General features: G+C 47.0%; 18 protein-coding genes. 11 read left to right on the top strand and 7 right to left on the bottom strand.

Annotated elements, in window-relative coordinates:
• Nucleotides 1–483: 483 nt before the first annotated feature.
• The 5 genes from rlmB to HCJ96_RS09010 all read right to left on the bottom strand — a co-directional run bounded on the left by rlmB (nt 484) and on the right by HCJ96_RS09010 (nt 5,277).
• Nucleotides 484–1,227, bottom strand: a complete 744-nt coding sequence (gene rlmB, locus HCJ96_RS09030; protein WP_169210709.1) for a 23S rRNA (guanosine(2251)-2'-O)-methyltransferase RlmB — start codon at nt 1,225–1,227, stop codon at nt 484–486.
• Complete coding sequence (gene rnr / locus HCJ96_RS09025; protein WP_169210708.1) at nt 1,228–3,525, bottom strand: ribonuclease R; 2,298 nt, start codon at nt 3,523–3,525, stop codon at nt 1,228–1,230.
• 180 nt (nt 3,526–3,705) lie between these two features.
• Nucleotides 3,706–4,311: a tetratricopeptide repeat protein gene (locus tag HCJ96_RS09020; protein WP_246261275.1), complete on the bottom strand. Its 606-nt coding sequence runs from the start codon at nt 4,309–4,311 to the stop codon at nt 3,706–3,708.
• Nucleotides 4,312–4,415: 104 nt separating this feature from the next.
• Nucleotides 4,416–4,661, bottom strand: a complete 246-nt coding sequence (locus tag HCJ96_RS09015) for a TIGR02647 family protein (protein WP_169210706.1) — start codon at nt 4,659–4,661, stop codon at nt 4,416–4,418.
• Nucleotides 4,662–4,779: 118 nt separating this feature from the next.
• Nucleotides 4,780–5,277: a hypothetical protein gene (locus tag HCJ96_RS09010; RefSeq protein WP_169210705.1), complete on the bottom strand. Its 498-nt coding sequence runs from the start codon at nt 5,275–5,277 to the stop codon at nt 4,780–4,782.
• Nucleotides 5,278–5,354: 77 nt separating this feature from the next.
• Between HCJ96_RS09010 and ubiD the strand changes: the two genes are divergently transcribed.
• The 10 genes from ubiD to HCJ96_RS08960 all read left to right on the top strand — a co-directional run bounded on the left by ubiD (nt 5,355) and on the right by HCJ96_RS08960 (nt 13,974).
• Nucleotides 5,355–6,845 carry a 4-hydroxy-3-polyprenylbenzoate decarboxylase gene (gene ubiD, locus HCJ96_RS09005; RefSeq protein ID WP_169210704.1) on the top strand — a complete coding sequence of 497 codons (1,491 nt, stop codon included), beginning with the start codon at nt 5,355–5,357 and terminating at the stop codon, nt 6,843–6,845.
• A 60-nt stretch (nt 6,846–6,905) separates the two neighbouring features.
• Complete coding sequence (gene fre, locus HCJ96_RS09000; protein ID WP_169210703.1) at nt 6,906–7,601, top strand: NAD(P)H-flavin reductase; 696 nt, start codon at nt 6,906–6,908, stop codon at nt 7,599–7,601.
• A 9-nt stretch (nt 7,602–7,610) separates the two neighbouring features.
• Nucleotides 7,611–8,630, top strand: a complete 1,020-nt coding sequence (locus HCJ96_RS08995) for a substrate-binding periplasmic protein (RefSeq protein ID WP_169210702.1) — start codon at nt 7,611–7,613, stop codon at nt 8,628–8,630.
• A gap of 61 nt (nt 8,631–8,691) precedes the next feature.
• Entirely contained in the window at nt 8,692–8,913 is a 222-nt protein-coding gene (locus HCJ96_RS08990; protein ID WP_169210701.1) for a hypothetical protein, read from the top strand.
• A 176-nt stretch (nt 8,914–9,089) separates the two neighbouring features.
• Nucleotides 9,090–9,632 carry a GbsR/MarR family transcriptional regulator gene (locus HCJ96_RS08985; RefSeq protein WP_169210700.1) on the top strand — a complete coding sequence of 181 codons (543 nt, stop codon included), beginning with the start codon at nt 9,090–9,092 and terminating at the stop codon, nt 9,630–9,632.
• Nucleotides 9,633–9,650: 18 nt separating this feature from the next.
• Nucleotides 9,651–11,012: a cytochrome ubiquinol oxidase subunit I gene (locus HCJ96_RS08980; protein WP_343034698.1), complete on the top strand. Its 1,362-nt coding sequence runs from the start codon at nt 9,651–9,653 to the stop codon at nt 11,010–11,012.
• Nucleotides 11,013–11,023: 11 nt separating this feature from the next.
• The gene (locus tag HCJ96_RS08975) at nt 11,024–12,031 is read left to right on the top strand and encodes a cytochrome d ubiquinol oxidase subunit II (RefSeq protein WP_169210778.1); all 1,008 of its coding nucleotides are present in this window, start codon (nt 11,024–11,026) and stop codon (nt 12,029–12,031) included.
• Between the two features lie 53 nt (nt 12,032–12,084).
• A complete protein-coding gene (locus HCJ96_RS08970; protein WP_169210699.1) occupies nt 12,085–12,504 on the top strand; it encodes a nuclear transport factor 2 family protein in 420 nt (139 codons plus the stop codon).
• Nucleotides 12,505–12,629: 125 nt separating this feature from the next.
• Nucleotides 12,630–13,151: an O-acetyl-ADP-ribose deacetylase gene (locus HCJ96_RS08965; protein ID WP_169210698.1), complete on the top strand. Its 522-nt coding sequence runs from the start codon at nt 12,630–12,632 to the stop codon at nt 13,149–13,151.
• A 151-nt stretch (nt 13,152–13,302) separates the two neighbouring features.
• A complete protein-coding gene (locus HCJ96_RS08960; RefSeq protein WP_169210697.1) occupies nt 13,303–13,974 on the top strand; it encodes a YitT family protein in 672 nt (223 codons plus the stop codon).
• A 15-nt stretch (nt 13,975–13,989) separates the two neighbouring features.
• Here HCJ96_RS08960 and HCJ96_RS08955 read toward each other — a convergent pair whose 3' ends face one another.
• Nucleotides 13,990–14,880, bottom strand: coding sequence for a glucosamine kinase nucleotide-binding domain-containing protein (locus HCJ96_RS08955; protein WP_169210696.1), 891 nt, complete (start codon nt 14,878–14,880; stop codon nt 13,990–13,992).
• Between the two features lie 204 nt (nt 14,881–15,084).
• Between HCJ96_RS08955 and HCJ96_RS08950 the strand changes: the two genes are divergently transcribed.
• Nucleotides 15,085–16,068: a GGDEF domain-containing protein gene (locus tag HCJ96_RS08950; protein WP_169210695.1), complete on the top strand. Its 984-nt coding sequence runs from the start codon at nt 15,085–15,087 to the stop codon at nt 16,066–16,068.
• A gap of 18 nt (nt 16,069–16,086) precedes the next feature.
• On the opposite strand, the gene alr is transcribed toward HCJ96_RS08950, so the two are convergent.
• Nucleotides 16,087–17,160 carry an alanine racemase gene (gene alr, locus HCJ96_RS08945; RefSeq protein WP_169210694.1) on the bottom strand — a complete coding sequence of 358 codons (1,074 nt, stop codon included), beginning with the start codon at nt 17,158–17,160 and terminating at the stop codon, nt 16,087–16,089.
• Between the last annotated feature and the right edge of the window lie 57 nt (nt 17,161–17,217).

The raw sequence follows: 17,217 nt of genomic DNA, 5'->3' as shown, positions 1-17,217 counted from the left end.
AGGGCTTGAGTGAGTGGCCTGGCAACTTATCAGCTCAGGGAATACCACAACCACTCCTTGGTTGTCTCAAAAGCAAAAAACCACGTACGTCAGACCAATTAACTGCTGCATTCTGACAGCAGCTTCCTTTTACGGAAGATCGGTGCATACACGCTATCAAGCGTATAACGCGAATTCGTTATAGTGATTAATTTCCTGATACAACAAGATTTGCCAGGAATACTGCGGGATGACAGATATCAGTCTGTCCACCCATGTTTGTTAGATGGCATAGGGTATAAATTAATGGCGAAAGATAAATGCCATCAATTTTCACAGCCCATAATGCATACGTTTAAATGTATGCTAAAAAGATATTAAATAAATATGATAAATTAGCCTAACGTATAAATTCTAAAAATGCAGTAACATTTTTTAACAATTTATTACAAATTTGAAATGATTTTGTAAAGCTGGGTGTACAAAAGTATGCAGGGAGTGTTGTTAATGGGTTTGTCGCTGCCTTACCGCTTCATATAAACATATACCTGTAGCCACAGACACATTGAGACTGGAAACGCTGCCAGCCATTGGCAACTTGACGAGTTCATCACAGCGTTCTTTGGTCAAACGACGCATACCTTTACCTTCGGCTCCCATGACAACGGCTAAGGGGCCATCAAGCTTACAATCGTATAATGATTTGTCAGTTTCACCTGCTGTTCCAATTACCCAGATTCCTTTCGACTGAATTTCCTGCAGCGTTCTGGCAAGATTAGTAACCTGAATAAAAGGAATGCTTTCCGCTGCACCACAGGCTACTTTCCTGACCGTTGGTGTGAGTGCTGCAGATTTATCCTTGGGTGCGACCACCGCATGTACGCCAGCGGCATCAGCACTTCTTAAACATGCACCAAGATTATGTGGATCCGTGATCCCATCAAGAATCAATAAGAAGGGTTGTTTATATTTTTGCAAAATTTCATCAAGATCACTTTCAGTGAGCATCTTGGCGGGTTTTGCGCGGGCAACAATGCCCTGGTGCTGCTCACCACTGACTTTGTCATCCAGCACTTTGCGGTGACAGAATTGCACACTGACGCCAAAACGACGGATTTGATTAACCAGCTCGTTTAATCGTTCATCATCGCGCCCTTTGAGCACCAGTACTTCAATCAGCCTTTCCGGCTCTTTGGCAACAACAGCAGATAATGCATGAATACCGTATAACCATTCTTGTTGCGCCATTTAACGTTTTTTTCCTTTCGATTTAGATTGTTTGTGCGGTGATTTTCTATCTTGCGCTTTAGCAGAGCTGCGACGGGGCTTTTTCTTTGTCGATTTGACGGGGACCTGGCGCCCTTTTTTACCTTTAAGTACTTTGGTATCCAGTACCAGATCGATTTTTCGCTCATCCAGGTTGACCGAAGCAACCTTAACCATCAGCTCGTCACCCAATCGGAATTGTGTACCTGATTGTTCTCCTAACAAGCACTGCTTAACGTCGTCATAATGATAGTACTCACTGTCTAACGAAGTGATATGAACCAGACCGTCTATATGATATTCGGTTAACCTGACAAATAACCCAAAATTGGTCACCGAACTAACCACGCCTTCGAATGTAGCGCCGACATGATCCTGCATAAATTCACACTTGAGCCAATCTGCAACGTCGCGAGTGGCATCATCCGCTCTGCGCTCTGTCATAGAGCATTGTTCGCCCAGTTGCTCGACTTCCTCTTGGGTGTACGCTTTAGCGCCAGCTACCTTTTGCTTTTGCTTGGCCAGAATGCCTTTAATTGCGCGGTGTACCACCAGGTCAGGGTAACGGCGTATAGGCGAGGTGAAATGCGCGTATGCATCTAAGGCAAGACCGAAATGACCAATATTATCACCGTCATAAACAGCCTGTTTCATTGAACGCAACAACATCGTCTGGATCAACTCCTGATCGGGGCGTTGTTGAGTTTTAAGCACCACATCAGTAAAGTCGGCAGGCTTGGCATCCTCTCTTATCTGATGCGGGATCCCAACTTCCCCTAAATAAGCGATAAACGCGGTAAGTCGGTCGGCATCGGGTTTATCATGCACCCGATACAGTGCAGGCGCCTTATGTTTTTCTAAAAACCTGGCGGCGCTGACATTTGCCATGATCATGCATTCTTCGATGATTTTATGCGCATCATTTCGCGAAAGTGACACAATGTTTTCAATTTTTCGATCAGCATTGAAAACAAACTTACTTTCCTGCGTTTCAAACTCTATCGCGCCACGTTGAGCTCGGGACTTTTTCAACGCACGATATAAATTATGTAAATTGCGTAAATGCGGTACATGCGGCGCGTATCGTTGATGAAGGTCTTTATCTCCTTCAAGAATATTCCAAACTTTATTGTAGGTCAGCCGGGCATGCGAATTCATTACGGCTTCGTAAAATTGATAAGACTGTAAGGTTCCCTGACTGCTGATGGTCATTTCGCAAACCATACACAAGCGGTCAACCTGCGGGTTTAACGAACATAAGCCGTTTGATAAAACCTCAGGCAACATTGGAATGACCTGATCAGGAAAATACACAGAATTTCCGCGATTTAATGCTTCAGTATCCAGAGCATTACCCTGGCGTACATAGTAACTGACATCCGCTATCGCGACCCAAAGTTGCCAGCCTCCATTGTCCAGCGGCTCGCAGAACACAGCGTCGTCAAAGTCACGGGCATCTTCGCCGTCGATGGTAATTAAAGGCAATTGGCGTAGGTCGATGCGGCCTTCTTTGGCTTTTTCAGGTACCTGCTCGCCTAAGTTTTCTACCTGCTTTTCCACGGCTTTGGGCCACACGTGTGGTATATCGAAGGTACGCAGGGCCATCTCGATTTCCATACCAGGGGCTAGATGTTCGCCGAGGACCTCAATGATTTTACCCACCGGATTAACCCGCCGACGGGGGCGTTGTGTCAGTTCAACCACAACGACTTGTCCCATGCGCGCCCCATTAACGTGCTCGGGTGGAATGATGATTTCATGATTAATTCGGCTGTCGTCAGGAATGACTACGCCAATACCCTGCTCAGTAAAATAACGCCCAACAATCGGTTCCTGTCGAGGTGTGATCACCTGCGTTATATACGCTTCTCTGCGCCCTCTACGATCGGTCCCACTTTGTTTCGCTTCAACTTCATCATCATGTAAAAAAAGCTGCATCTGGCCTTTGCTAATAAACAAATCGCCAGAATTATCTTGCGGGCGTAAGAAGGCAAAGCCATCCCGATGACCGATGATTCTGCCGCGGATCAGCGCAGATTGGTCGCCTGGCGCATACTTTTTATGCTTGGTGAATTCAACCTGCCCTTCACGTTCCATTGCACGCAGTCGACGCTGAATGCCGATGCGGCTGTCTTCGTCTTGTGCGTTTACCTGATTACAAATTTCCAGGAAAGACAACGGCCGTTCGCTTTCATTAAGCACTTCAAGTAAAAATTCACGGCTGGCGACCGGGTTTTCGTATTTTGCCTGTTCACGTTCAAAATGCGGATCGTCGCTCATGAATATTTGTTTACCTTTTGTTTGTTCAATGATGATTTAGCTATTAAAGAAAAGTATTATGCGCTAATGATCGCCACTCACGCGCAATCCGTCAAGTGACAATCTTATACCGCTAGTTTTAGTGAGGTGTAGAACCCGCTGCGCCCCCTGCTAAATGGGTGCACATTTTTTGTACGGGGATTAGCTGTCAGCAGGTCGCCGGGCAGCGCGGACAGCTTTGGGGTGCATCAGTTTTTCCATCGCCTGCAAATAACTGGCAATACGGGCATGCACTTTTTTATCATCCGTCACCGCATTGTACAACCAATGATAGGCTTCTTCATAATCATAGGGGCTGCCATACCCGTCGATAAATAATTCAGCCAGTTGAATTTGCGCCTTAAGATTACCCAAGGCTGATGCTTCCCTTAGATAAACCACTGCGCGCTCTTTATCTTCCTGAACTAATGTTCCTTTAGCATAATAACGGCCCAGTTGTTCCAGCGCCTCAGGCAACCCCTGTTTGGCAGCCGCAGCGATAAACTCGATCCCCCGGGTGGGTTCGGCATCCACGCACACTCCCCAAGCCAGCATATCGCCCCATAGGTATTGGTAAGCTGGCACCCTTAGCACTTCTGCGCGGGCCTCAATGTCCTGTACAAGCTGACAGCGATCTTCGATTACGCGAGTGAGATGAGAATTTTCCGCTATCATCTTGAGTAACTCGTCCTGCGAATATAACTGTACCGCTTTAATTTCTTGCGCAACTGCCACACCGGACGAAGCCAGCGTGAGCATGGTAATCATACTTACAAACAACGTTTTCAATGCCATGCCATTCTCTTTATCTAAAACGAGTCTGGTTCGCTTGGCAGTAACGAACCAGATTTTATTATGTCGAGTCAGCAGTGTTAATTGAATTTGGTCGACAGCGCTGACTGAATCCGTCTAAGTTGCTCTGCAATATCCACGCCTAAATCGGTTAAATAACCACCGTCAGGTTGTGTAATTACCCCTTTGGCATACAATCGCGATGCCGCACTCACCATCGACTGGCTTGCATCGTGATGAATTTTCAAGCCTTGGTGCAGGCTATCATCAGGAAATTTTAACAATAAATTTAACTCTTCTGTCATATCAGCATCAAACACGCTCATCGCTTATTCCTCTTTTACCGGCAATTTGTGGGTGTAATCTGGCAAATCGCCGCCGCTAAGACTGCCTTATATAAAGCTCATCGTCATTGAAGTGAATTGGTGATTCATCCAATGCAACTTAGTGTAATGTGTAAATACCTTTGAATAGGGTTTGCCAATTCTCGGTGTCGACTTTTCGCATCTCCCAATGTTGTATCACACTATCATTTTGCTGCGGTGTCCAGCTTATTTTGTGTTCCACCCGCTCACCCTTCTTAGTTGTTGCTTCTCCTGTTAAAATCATCGCACCATCGTGCACCCCCCCAGTTAACTGCAAGCGCAATCCGGTTTTATCAACCCAGCTCTGATGCCACTTGCCAGTGGTTTGATCATAAATATTCAGACTGGTTCCATATAGGCCATCTTTTGTTTGGTAGTGCTCCGTTACCACACAATTGTTGAACGCCTTCTTAATTGAATTATAGCCTGCGGTCGTGCCGTCAGGCGTTGTTACCTTCCACTCACCAAGCCAAAAATCAAAGTCAGCGTAGGCTTTGTCGGTGCAGGCACCAGCGCAGAAAGCCGTAAGCAAAAAACAAATGATGGTAAGTAATGTAGGTACGCTTGGGTGATTCATAGTTTAAGTCTCTGATAAAGCGCTTTTTCAATGATATACTCCTGATAAAGAGTAGTCGTAAGGACAACAGTGTTCAAATGAAGTACAAAGATCTTCGAGATTTCATTCAACAGCTTGAAAAGCAAGGCGAATTGAAGCGCATAACACAGGAAATTGATACTGATCTGGAAATGACCGAGATCGCCGATCGCACCTTACGAGCGGGTGGTCCAGCGTTACTTTTTGAAAACCCGAAGGGGAGCGATATTCCCGTTCTGGCCAACTTATTTGGCACCCCTGAACGTGTGGCCATGGGAATGGGGAAAAACTCGGTCTCTGCATTGCGCGAGGTCGGAGAATTGCTGGCCTATTTAAAAGAACCCGAGCCACCTAAAGGCATGAAAGATCTTTGGGATAAGCTCCCTGTGTTCAAGCAGGTGCTTAATATGCCTGCGAAAGAACTGAAAAAGGCACCCTGTCAGGAAGTGGTGAAATCAGGTGATGAGGTAGATTTGTCAATGCTGCCTGTCCAGCGTTGCTGGCCAGGGGATGTCGCGCCTCTTATAACCTGGGGCTTAACGGTAACCCGTGGGCCTAATAAAAAACGGCAGAACCTGGGTATTTACCGCCAGCAGGTGATTGGCAAAAATAAACTTATCATGCGCTGGCTATCCCATCGTGGCGGCGCGCTTGATTTTCGTGAGTGGTGCGAAGCACACCCGGGTGAACCTTATCCTGTTTCGGTCGCGCTGGGAGCTGACCCGGCAACCATTTTAGGCGCCGTAACACCGGTTCCGGATACCTTGTCCGAATATGCGTTTGCAGGCTTACTACGTGGCGAAAAGACTGAAGTAGTTAAGTCAGTGAGTAACGACTTACAAGTACCAGCGAGCGCCGAAATTGTGCTTGAAGGATATATTGCTCAGGATGAAACGGCGCCGGAAGGCCCTTACGGTGACCATACCGGTTACTATAACGAGGTCGACAGTTTTCCTGTCTTTACGGTAACCCATATCACCCATCGCAAGTCACCGATTTATCATTCAACCTACACAGGTCGTCCACCCGACGAACCAGCAATATTAGGTGTAGCGCTGAATGAGGTTTTTGTTCCTATTTTGCGTAAACAGTTTCCCGAGATTATCGATTTTTACTTGCCCCCGGAGGGCTGCTCCTATCGCCTGGCCGTTGTCACCATGAAAAAGCAGTATCCGGGTCATGCCAAACGCGTAATGATGGGGGTATGGTCGTTTTTGCGTCAATTTATGTACACTAAATTTGTTATTGTATGTGATGATGATGTCAATGCCAGAGACTGGAATGACGTTATCTGGGCAATTACCACGCGGATGGACCCTGCCAGAGATACCTTGCTGATAGAAAATACACCCATCGATTATCTTGACTTTGCATCGCCTGTTTCAGGATTAGGTTCTAAAATGGGGATGGATGCCACCAACAAGTTTCCCGGCGAGACTGACCGTGAATGGGGCGTGCCTATCGTCATGGATGCAGAAGTCAAAGCCAGGGTGGATGACATCTGGGATGAACTTGGTATCATGCAGGACATAAAGCCCTCGGCGAATTAATAGATAAATCGCCAGCAATGTGGGGAACATCAGAACAATGCTAGTTAAAGTTGGAATTTAATGTCAGAAATTGAATGTCAGGTCAGCGCTATCACGCCACTTACCGAATCCGTCTTCAAAGTGGTGTTACGACCTAAAGCGCATGTCGAGTTTAAAGCTGGCCAGTATATTCTGGTGCATATGGGCAAAGACGACAAACGCCCATTCTCTATTGCCAGCCCCGCATACGATCATGAGCAGATTGAACTGCATATTGGTGCAGACAAAGCCAATACCTACGCATTTGAAGTGTTGGAAAAAATGCGCCATGAAGGCATCATCAAGATCAGTGGTGGTCACGGTGATGCATTTTTGCGAAACACCCATAAAGACATTATATTGATTGCGGGCGGAACGGGCTTTTCCTATACCCATTCTATCCTGCAACAGTTTCTACATGAACAGCACGACAACCAGATCCATTTGTACTGGGGTGGAAAAACGCAAAGCGACTTGTACATGTCGAATAAAATGAAACAGCTCGCTACTCTGCATCCTCATTTTACCTATGTTCCTGTTATCGAAGATGGTGACAACAATTGGACTGGCCATACCGGATATGTGCATCACGCGGTGATGAAAGACTTTGCAGATATGAGTCAGTGTCACGTATATATTGCCGGGCGATTTGAAATGGCAAAAGCTGCCCGGGATGATTTTAAACAACATCAATTAAACGAGCGTGATCTTTTCGGCGATGCTTTTGCATTTATTTAGGTAGAATGAATGAACAATCGACAGACAACATCAAGCGGAATGCGAAGGGTTAGCGTACTATTCGGTTGTTTTTTGTGCGTATGCGCAAGTTTAACCGCACACGCGGAATTGAAGCTCGCGTCGGTCCCCTTTTCCACATATGTCGATCAACAGAATGGCGCTAACCGACTCAACCATCTAGTCGCAGAAGCCCTCAGGCGTAGTGAGATTGAAGCAAGTTTATCAGTCATGCGCCCTGCCTTTTTAGGCAGCGGCTTGAGCAACGAGTCATTGGATGGCGATTTTGCTTTTATTACCCTTGATAACACCAAAGACAGCTTTGTCTACTCATCCCCCTATTTACCGCTTTATCTGGTCGCCGCGAGTAAACGTCCTTTCGTGAAGGATGTTCGAACCCTGGCGCATCTTCAGGATAGCCGTATAGCGATAGAAAACCGCTTCGTAAATACCGACCAATTGCGCTTGGAGAAAATGATCAAGTGGTCTCGCAATCCCGACACCTACGATGCCTTCAGGCAGTTGGCAGATGGTCGCTCTCGCGCATTGATTACATCCAGTCTGTTAGTCAATGAATTTAATCTTTTACTTACCGAGAGTGGTGAAGCCCCGCTTTTCACGTCCCCAAACCCCTTGGTAACTGCGCAATTCAGGCTAGCAATCAGAGCCAACGTTGCCAATGCAGACAGTATCCTGAGAAAATTCAACTCCGCTATACAACAAATGCAAAGTGACGGCACCTATAACAGGCTTTTGCAGCTTACCTGGTTACTCAAAGATATTGATAACGACGGTGATGCGGAATATATTGGTTCCACTGCAATGCTGAGCAACAGCAGTGTCGTTCCGCAGCCACAAGACGCTTATTCGCTGGATAACACCCCTCCGGCAACTACCCCAAGTTTCATCATTGATGGTGCCCCAATCACCTCATGGGACGAGGTGATGTCGCGTGTAACCTCAAATGCAATGGACCCACGAAAAAGTCTGCTGGATGAAGCCATTTATGAACGCATGATGCGTCGATGGTGATATTTCGAACCTATCGTTAATTGTCCTAGTATAAAGGTAGAGCCATTCGCAGGAGTGAAGCATGACTACCGAGAACAACCAAACTGAATACCAGGACAACATTCCAAAAGAAATAGCGGAATTGCAGGACGCTATTTCGAGGCACAATACCCAAAAAGTAAAATTATTGCTAACCAACGAGATTCTTGATGAGGTGCAAAAAGGGCACCTAATTGAGTTTGCCAAAGCGAAAGGAAACGCCACCATTGTGCAGATGATTGAGCAGACACCAGCAACACCTTAAGCGTTGTTTTCTAATTATAAGGTACAATTTTGGCGTTCAACTATTAGCTATTCAATGAACCCGATTTAAGCTAATAGTAACGCTGACCCTGCTAACCGCCCTTAATGGCCAATCATTGACAAGCCTGCGCTTGCGATCTAAACTTTCAGTAACTTCTGAAACTTCAGTATTTAATTATGTCATCAATCGTCATGTCTGCCGTTTTACATTTCGGTGAAATGGGAAGCCGCTGGGGCTTTAACCGCACTGTAGGCCAAATTCTTGCGCTTATCGTTCTCAATGATAAACCCATCTCCGCGCAAGAAATTGCTGATTCGTTAAGTATTTCGAGAGGAAATACCAGTATGGGGTTAAAGGAACTGCAATCCTGGCAACTGGTGAAGCAGCATATTGTACCGGGTGAACGTAAAGAGTTTTTTGTCGCCGCCGGTGACATATGGACGCTGGCAAACCGTGTGTTGGAAGAAAGAAAAAAACGTGAAATTGATCCAACTTTAAGTTTGCTCCGTGATCTCTTACTCGACACGCCTTCAAATAAGACCGATACGGAAGCGCAGAAAAAGTTGAACGAGATACACGATTTGCTCGAGTCCGTCACGCGTTGGTCAGAAGAGTTGCAACGTCTCGGTCCAGACAAACTTGCCACGTTAATGAAGCTGGGCGCAAGCGTAGGTAAAGTATTGGAATTCAAAGACAAGCTAAAACCAGGTCACCAGTAATCTCAACAGGAGGATATCGTGGACGCATTGTTGCTGTCTCGTCTGCAATTTGCTTTAAACATCAGTTTTCATATTCTTTTTCCCACCATCACCATTGCACTGGGTTGGTTTCTTTTCTATTTCAAAATGCGTTTTACCCTCAGTCGCCACCCCGTATGGATGCGCCTTTACCGTTTTTGGGTACGTGTTTTTGCATTAACGTTCGCGCTGGGTGTGGTCAGCGGCGTTACCATGTCGTTTCAGTTTGGCACCAACTGGCCCGGATTTATGGAAAAGGTCGGCAATGTAGCGGGCCCGTTACTGGGCTACGAGGTGCTGACCGCATTTTTTCTTGAAGCTACATTTTTAGGCATAATGCTATTTGGTATACGTAAAGTACCCGGCTGGCTGCACACCCTTTCCACGCTACTGGTGGCCTTCGGAACCACCGTCTCGGCGTTCTGGATTATTGCCTTAAACAGCTGGATGCATACTCCACAGGGGCATGAGATCATTGATGGAGTGGTATACGCCAAAGATTGGTGGGACATTATATTTACCCCGTCATTTCCCTATCGCTTCACGCACATGTTGTTAGCATCAGGATTAACAGCAAGCTTTCTGATTGCCGGGTTAGCGGCCTACCGCCAGCTACAGGGAGATAACAAACTGGCACCCAAGATTGCCTTGAGAACGGGAATGTATACCGCAGCGGTGTTAATTCCTTTGCAAATACTTGCCGGTGATTTGCATGGTTTAAATACCATCAAGCATCAGCCGCAAAAAGTGGCAGCCATGGAAGCAGTGTGGGAAACACAGACCGGAGCTCCGTTGGTGTTGTTCGCTTACCCTGATGAAGAACGCAGAGAAAATCGTTTTTCAATCGAAATCCCTAAGCTGGCCAGCTTTATTTTAACCCATGACACAGAAGGTGAAGTAAAAGGATTGAATGATTTTGCTGACAAGCATCCCCCCGTTGCTCCGGTATTTTACAGTTTCCGGGTGATGGTGGGCATCGGCATTCTGATGTTACTGGTGTCGTGGCTCAGTTCAGCCGTATTACTTAAACGTACAAAACTGCCGCGCTGGGGTAATAGGGTGTTAGCCGGTATGACATTCAGTGGCTGGATCGCTACGCTGGCCGGCTGGTATGTGACAGAAGTAGGGCGTCAACCTTATCTGGTGAATGGTCTGCTGCTCACCGAGGATGCAGTAACAACCGTTCCGGCTTCCAACGTGGGTCTATCCTTCACCCTTTACGCTCTGACATATCTGCTTTTGCTGGTTTCTTATATTGCGACGCTTGGCCTGATGTCGCGCAGAGCGGTAGAAATTGAAGAAATTACATCAGAAGAACGTGAAATGGCGAAAGCCAGCCGCATGTCACCGGCCAACACCTAGGAGGTTTTATGTTGTTTGAAAGTTTGTCATTAGAAACACTAGGTGATATTTACGTCGGGGTTTTTGGCCTAGCGGTTCTTCTTTATGCCATTCTCGATGGCTACGACTTAGGCGTAGGGATTTTAATGCCCCCCCGGCACGAAGCGTTTCGCGATACTATGATCTCATCCATTGGCCCCTATTGGGATGCGAACGAGACCTGGTTAGTATTAGCAGTGGGGATTTTGCTGTTTGCCTTTCCCGATGCCCACAACCGGTTTTTACAAACCCTGTATTTGCCGGCCACATTTATGTTGCTGGGCCTGATCATGCGCGGGGTTTCCTTCGACTTCAGAGCCAAAGTAGCTCAGGTAAAAAAGCGCAAGTGGGATTTATCGTTTAAATATGGCTCGTTGGTAGTCACACTCACTCAGGGTTATATGCTGGGCATTTATGTCACCGGTTTGCGCACCGATTTATGGGCCCAGGGGTTTGCGCTGCTTTCAGCCGTAGGGGTATCAGCTGCCTATGCTTTTATTGGTTCGTGCTGGTTAATCTTAAAGGGTGAAGGGGAGCTGCAGGAAAAGGCTTTTCATTGGGCGCGACGGGGGCTGTTAGCCCTGGCAATTGGTATCAGCGCAGTTAGTCTGGCCAACCTTACCCTGCACGATGATGTAAGAGAGATGTGGCTGACCGCACCTACCGGATATTATTTAGCGGCAATTCCGATATCCTGTTTCATACTGCTAAGTTTGTGCGCGGTGTCACTTAAAAAGCTGCCTGACTACAAAGGCAAAGCCGACTGGCTTCCTTTCGCCATTGCTCTGTTAGTGTTCACCTTATGTTTTGCTGCATTTGCTGTAAGCTACTACCCTTATGTCGTTCCAGGTGAAATGACGATTCTGGATGCGATTAGTGCTGAGGGTTCGTTACGCTTTTTATTAGTTGGCATTGTGATAGTGGTACCCTGTATCCTGGCTTACACCTTGTTGGTGTATCGCATATTTGCGGGCAAAGCCGAAGCACTTACATATTATTAGGAAAAACTGCCATGCGCGTGTTTCTATTACTTATGGGATTATGCTGTTCCCAAATGACACTGGCTGAAATCAACGAAGAAGCTGGAATGGCATTTGCGCAGCAATATTTCACCGCATGGCAGGCTACCCAAGCTCCTGATGCCGATGAGTCCGACATTGATGCCTACCTGAACTTGCTCACCGATGATGTGGGTTACCAGCATCTGCCATACGTTACCAGCGGTCTGCGCACTGCAGACGGAAAAGCAGAATTGCAAAAAGGCTTGTTATATTATTTAGGCTCCACCTCGTCATACACAGCTAACCTGGAGAAGGTGATGGTAGGGCATAATGTTATTGTCATTCAGTATCACACCACAGTAACGGGCATTCATCCCGACTCCCAGCAAGCCACAGCGCTGACTTACCGAACCGTTGACGTACTGGAGCTGGATGAGGGGAAAGTTTCCGTTATTCGGCACTACAGTGAATGAAAAAGCTTTATTGAGTTGAATTTGAGGCACAATTGACTAACCTATCGAAACATCCGAACCTATACTTTACTCAAGCTGACTGGGGAGTTCATGGACAAATAATGGCGCATCAAAGGGGTTAGGAAATGGCAAAAATTGAACTTGTACTGGGTGATATAACCACACTGAAAGTCGACGCTATCGTGAATGCCGCTAACAACAGTTTGCTGGGAGGCGGTGGTGTTGACGGCGCTATCCATCGGGCGGCGGGGACTGAGCTGCTTGATTACTGTCGCAGCCTTAAGGGGTGTGAAACCGGTCAGGCTAAAATAACTCCGGGATTCAACCTGCCTTGTCGCTATGTCATTCATACAGTTGGACCTGTTTGGCATGGCGGCGATAAGGGAGAACCAGAATTGCTCAAATCCTGTTACGTAAAGAGTTTGGAGCTGGCAAATCAATACCAGTTAGATACCCTTGCGTTTCCCGCTATCAGCTGTGGGGTTTACGGCTACCCTGCTGAGCAGGCGACAAAAATTTGCATTAGAACAATTCATGACAAACTGAACCAGTCACCGATGTCATTACAGACCGTTTTATTGGTCAGTTTTGATGCCCGGATGCATCAACACTACCAGCAAACACTGACCGAATTCACAACTGCATAACAGCTTCTTCACGCCCCTGCAATAAAGTGTAAAGCGCACGCTACTCCCGGCTAATTTCCAGACCCGAAATGATCAACCTATAATACATCTACTTTGGCTTACGAGCGTATAATGCCGCACTCAATCATCGACACCAGAGAATTTAACTCAAATGAAACACAGCCTGCTCGAAGACTTTTTTGCCTTGCTTTGCGCGGGTCTCTTTGTCTCATTCGGTTTAGTGCTTTTTCAAGCTCAGCAGCTGATGGTCGGTGGTGCGGCAGGGCTTGCCTTATTAGGTACTTTTGCAATTGATTTAGAGTTTGGCTGGTTATTTTTTCTAATCAATTTGCCGTTTTATTTACTCTCATGGACGAAAATCAGTAAGCGGTTCACCATAAATACACTCATCACCGTGACAACGATTTCAATATTAAGTGAAAGTCTTCCCGGCGTGGTGAATATCGCGCACGTCAATCCATTGTTCGCCGCAATTTTTGGTGGCGTGTTAATTGGTGTGGGTATGCTCATTATGTTCAGACACTCCTCCAGTCTCGGCGGTATTGGAATCTTAGGGTACTATTTACAACAGCGCTGGGGCCTTAAGGCAGGGGTATTACAGTTTTGCGTGGACAGCGTCATTCTTTCCTGTGCCTTGTTTGTGATTAGTTGGCCGCTGGTTGTCATCTCTGTTTTAGCCGCAATTTGTCTCAATTTGGTCATTTCATTAAATCACAGACCTGAGCGTTATCACCCCGAGCGTTTTCATGCCGGACATGTCCACGTTGTCGAAAAAGCGGTAGACACCTTGCCCCTGCCCCACTCTCAACCGCATAGCAGTTAGCGGGTTCGCCAACCGTTACGGCAAGCGACAGTGATCGCGGTAAAATAAATGTACTGCCCCCCATTCCGGCCCGTGTGCAACTGGTACCAGTGCATTACGCACATTTTCTTGCAGATAGGGTGTTATGGCAGCCGCAACACCACCTGTTATTGACAACTTGCCCGAATTTGCTGTCAATGCCAGACGAGCGATGGTAGACAAGTAGGCTGCTCCGTCTTTAATAATCGCTATTGCTACACTATCGTTGGCGCTGGCAGCATCAAATACCCAAGGTGCAAGTTCCCCAAACTGCGCGGAAGATGCCTTATGAAAACGTTCAACCAGTAAATCAGCCGAATGTAGCTGTAAGTGTTCACAAAATAACTGCGCCAAATCGGATTGCGGGGTGACGCCATCAAGCACTTCAAGCGTATGGGCGATTGCTTGCTTCCCCAGCCACGCGCCACTGCCCTTATCCCCAAGCGCAAAACCATGGCCGCCATATTGTTTAAGTTCGCCGTTCTGCCAAGAGGCTGCACAGGATCCTGTGCCTACGATTAACAACGCGCCTTCCTTTCCCGCATGTGCTCCAATAATTGTGCTGAACAAATCTGAGGTAAACAAAAATGAAGCAAAAGGATGGGCCCACTCAGTGAGTAACAAACGGGCAGACGCCACGTTTGCCCCAGCCAACCCTGCGGCGACACGTAATTGTGAAAGCTTTACCTGATTTTGCAGACCTGCCCGGGTTAAAGCCTGCTCAATAGCGTTTAGAATAGACCGTTGTGCCTGCCTGGCATTCATCGCTACATTGGCGCCACCTGCCTCGGCAACGCCGAGACACTTACCAGCTTGATCGAAAAGGGTTGCCCGGCAGCGTGTACCGCCACCGTCAATACCGACATAATAGGTGTGAAACTGTGGCAAAAAAACGCCCCCTTACCAGATTTAAAACAGCGCCCCATCGTACTCGATAATTTGCAATTGATAGAATTTGCACTTTACTGAGTTATAAAGGAAAGTAACTTCTCTCACGCAAGATATCTATAGCAGTAAACCCAGTGATTGATACATTCCCAGTGAATTTGAACAAACGAGTGTTAGTTATTCTATGGCTAACAGTGATAGTTGATGAGTAAAAAAAGAAGTTCTGACGAATTTATCATTTTGGTGTTAAGTGGCGCAATTGCTTTAGGTATTTTGCCATTTGTGGTTATTCGTTTGCTGCAAAAAGACTGGGTGATGGTTGTCCTCAATACCTTTGCGTTTATCGGCCTTACTACGGTCTTCACATATGTCTGTCTAACCGGGCGCACGACCATAGCAAGGTGGGTTATCGCATCGCTGGCTGTTATTGTTATGTCATTTACCGTTTACTTAAAAGGTTATCAGAATATTTTATGGATATTTCCTGCTCTGACGACCCTGTTTTTCGTTCTTACTCCCTTTTTAGCACTACTGATTGCGGTCGGGTTTTTGGCAGTGATCATTACCTTTGTATGGCCAAGTATGGACAAAGTAATGGCCTTACAATTTTTCATTGCTACAGGGTCGACCATGCTGTTTTGCTTTACTTTTTCCTACCGTATGCGAAAACAACAGGATGAACTGACCATTCTTGCGACTCAGGATACGTTGACCGGCGTGGGAAATCGACGTGCTCTGGAAGAAAAGCTGATTGAGCTGATTGATTTGAAAAAACGCTACCCTGAGCAATCAGCGTCCCTGATATTAATCGATCTGGATGAATTTAAGTCGATTAACGATCGTTTCGGGCACAGTTTCGGCGATAAAGTGCTCACCACCTTTACTAATACCATTGTCGACCGGATTCGTGTTACTGACAAATTATATCGGTACGGTGGAGAAGAGTTTGTGGTTATCGCGGACAACACGTCTCAGGAAGAAGCGATTACGCTGGCCGAATCTCTACGCAGTTCAATTGAGTGTATAACGTTTCAGGGGCATTGCTCGCTTACCGCTTCGTTTGGCGTGGCACAGTATTTAAAAGATGAAAATCAGTGGCACTGGTTGGAGCGCGCTGACATAGCGCTTTATAAAGCCAAAGAGTCTGGCCGTAACACCACCTGCTCGGCACCCGACATTCCTTTTTAATGCTTAAACAGTCGCCGCTTATTTCGCAATCAAACGAGGCACTCGGGTGGATAAACGTGTCATCAGTTCGTAAGAGATTGTTCCGGCCAGTTCGGCCACTTCAGTAATGGAGACTTGCCTCCCCCACAGCTCTACCACATCACCTAACTCCACATCAGCGATGTCCGTTACATCGATAGTGAGCATATCCATGGAAACGCGACCAACTAATGGGGCACGCTTGCCGCGCACAAAGGTGGGCGTGCCATTAGGGCAATGCCTGGGATAACCATCGGCGTAACCAATGCTGACAGTAGCGATCACGCTTTTTCTTGATGCCACCCACGCCTGGCCGTAGCCTACCGACTCGCCACAGGCGATAGTGCGTAACGACATCACAGACGCTTGTAATGTCATGGCGGGCAGGAGTTCAGGTAATTCTTCGTTCTGCGGCAGTGGCCCGCCCCCAAATAATCCCATCCCTATCCTGTTCCAGGTGCCGCGTGCGCCGGGCCAGCCCAGTGTAGCTGGCGAATTGGCGATACTGCTATGCAGTGGAAATCGTTGCTGTAGTGCGGTGAATGTGTTCAGTTGTTGTTGCGTGAAGGCGTTTGACAAATCATCCGCGCTTGCCAGATGGGTGACCAAAACGCTGTGCGCTGTAACCAATTCAGCGTAAGTCGTCATAATCGTATCAACATCGGCTACATCAAAGCCCAGCCGATGCATACCGGTATCAATCTTAAACCAGACCGGAGGACGCTGTGAAGCAGGTGTTTGCATCAACCACTCTAACTGCTGCTGGTTATGCGCCACTAACGTACAATTTAAGCGGGCGGCTTCTTCACATTCGTATTTTTGATGGGCGCCTTCAAAGATAACGATAGGCTCCTGAATACCCGCTTCTCGCAGGATTAGCGCCTCTTCAGAAATGGCCACGGCATAACACTGGCAGCGCCCTTGAAGAATTTTTGCAACGTTCACTGCACCGTGACCATAGGCGTCAGCCTTTATCACCGCCATGATCTTGCTGGCAGGCGTTAAAGCTGAAATGACTTCAAAATTGTGGATTAAAGCGTCGGCGTGAATAACAGCCTGAGTTTGTCTACTCAACGGAATCAAAACGGTTACTTTTGGTATAAGTCGAAGTGTATCACGTTATTGGCACAA

It is taken from the genome of Alteromonas ponticola (genome assembly GCF_012911815.1).
GTDB lineage: Bacteria > Pseudomonadota > Gammaproteobacteria > Enterobacterales > Alteromonadaceae > Alteromonas > Alteromonas ponticola.
Note: the sequence above shows the minus strand (reverse complement) of the source record. Positions and strands in the feature narration are given on the sequence as shown.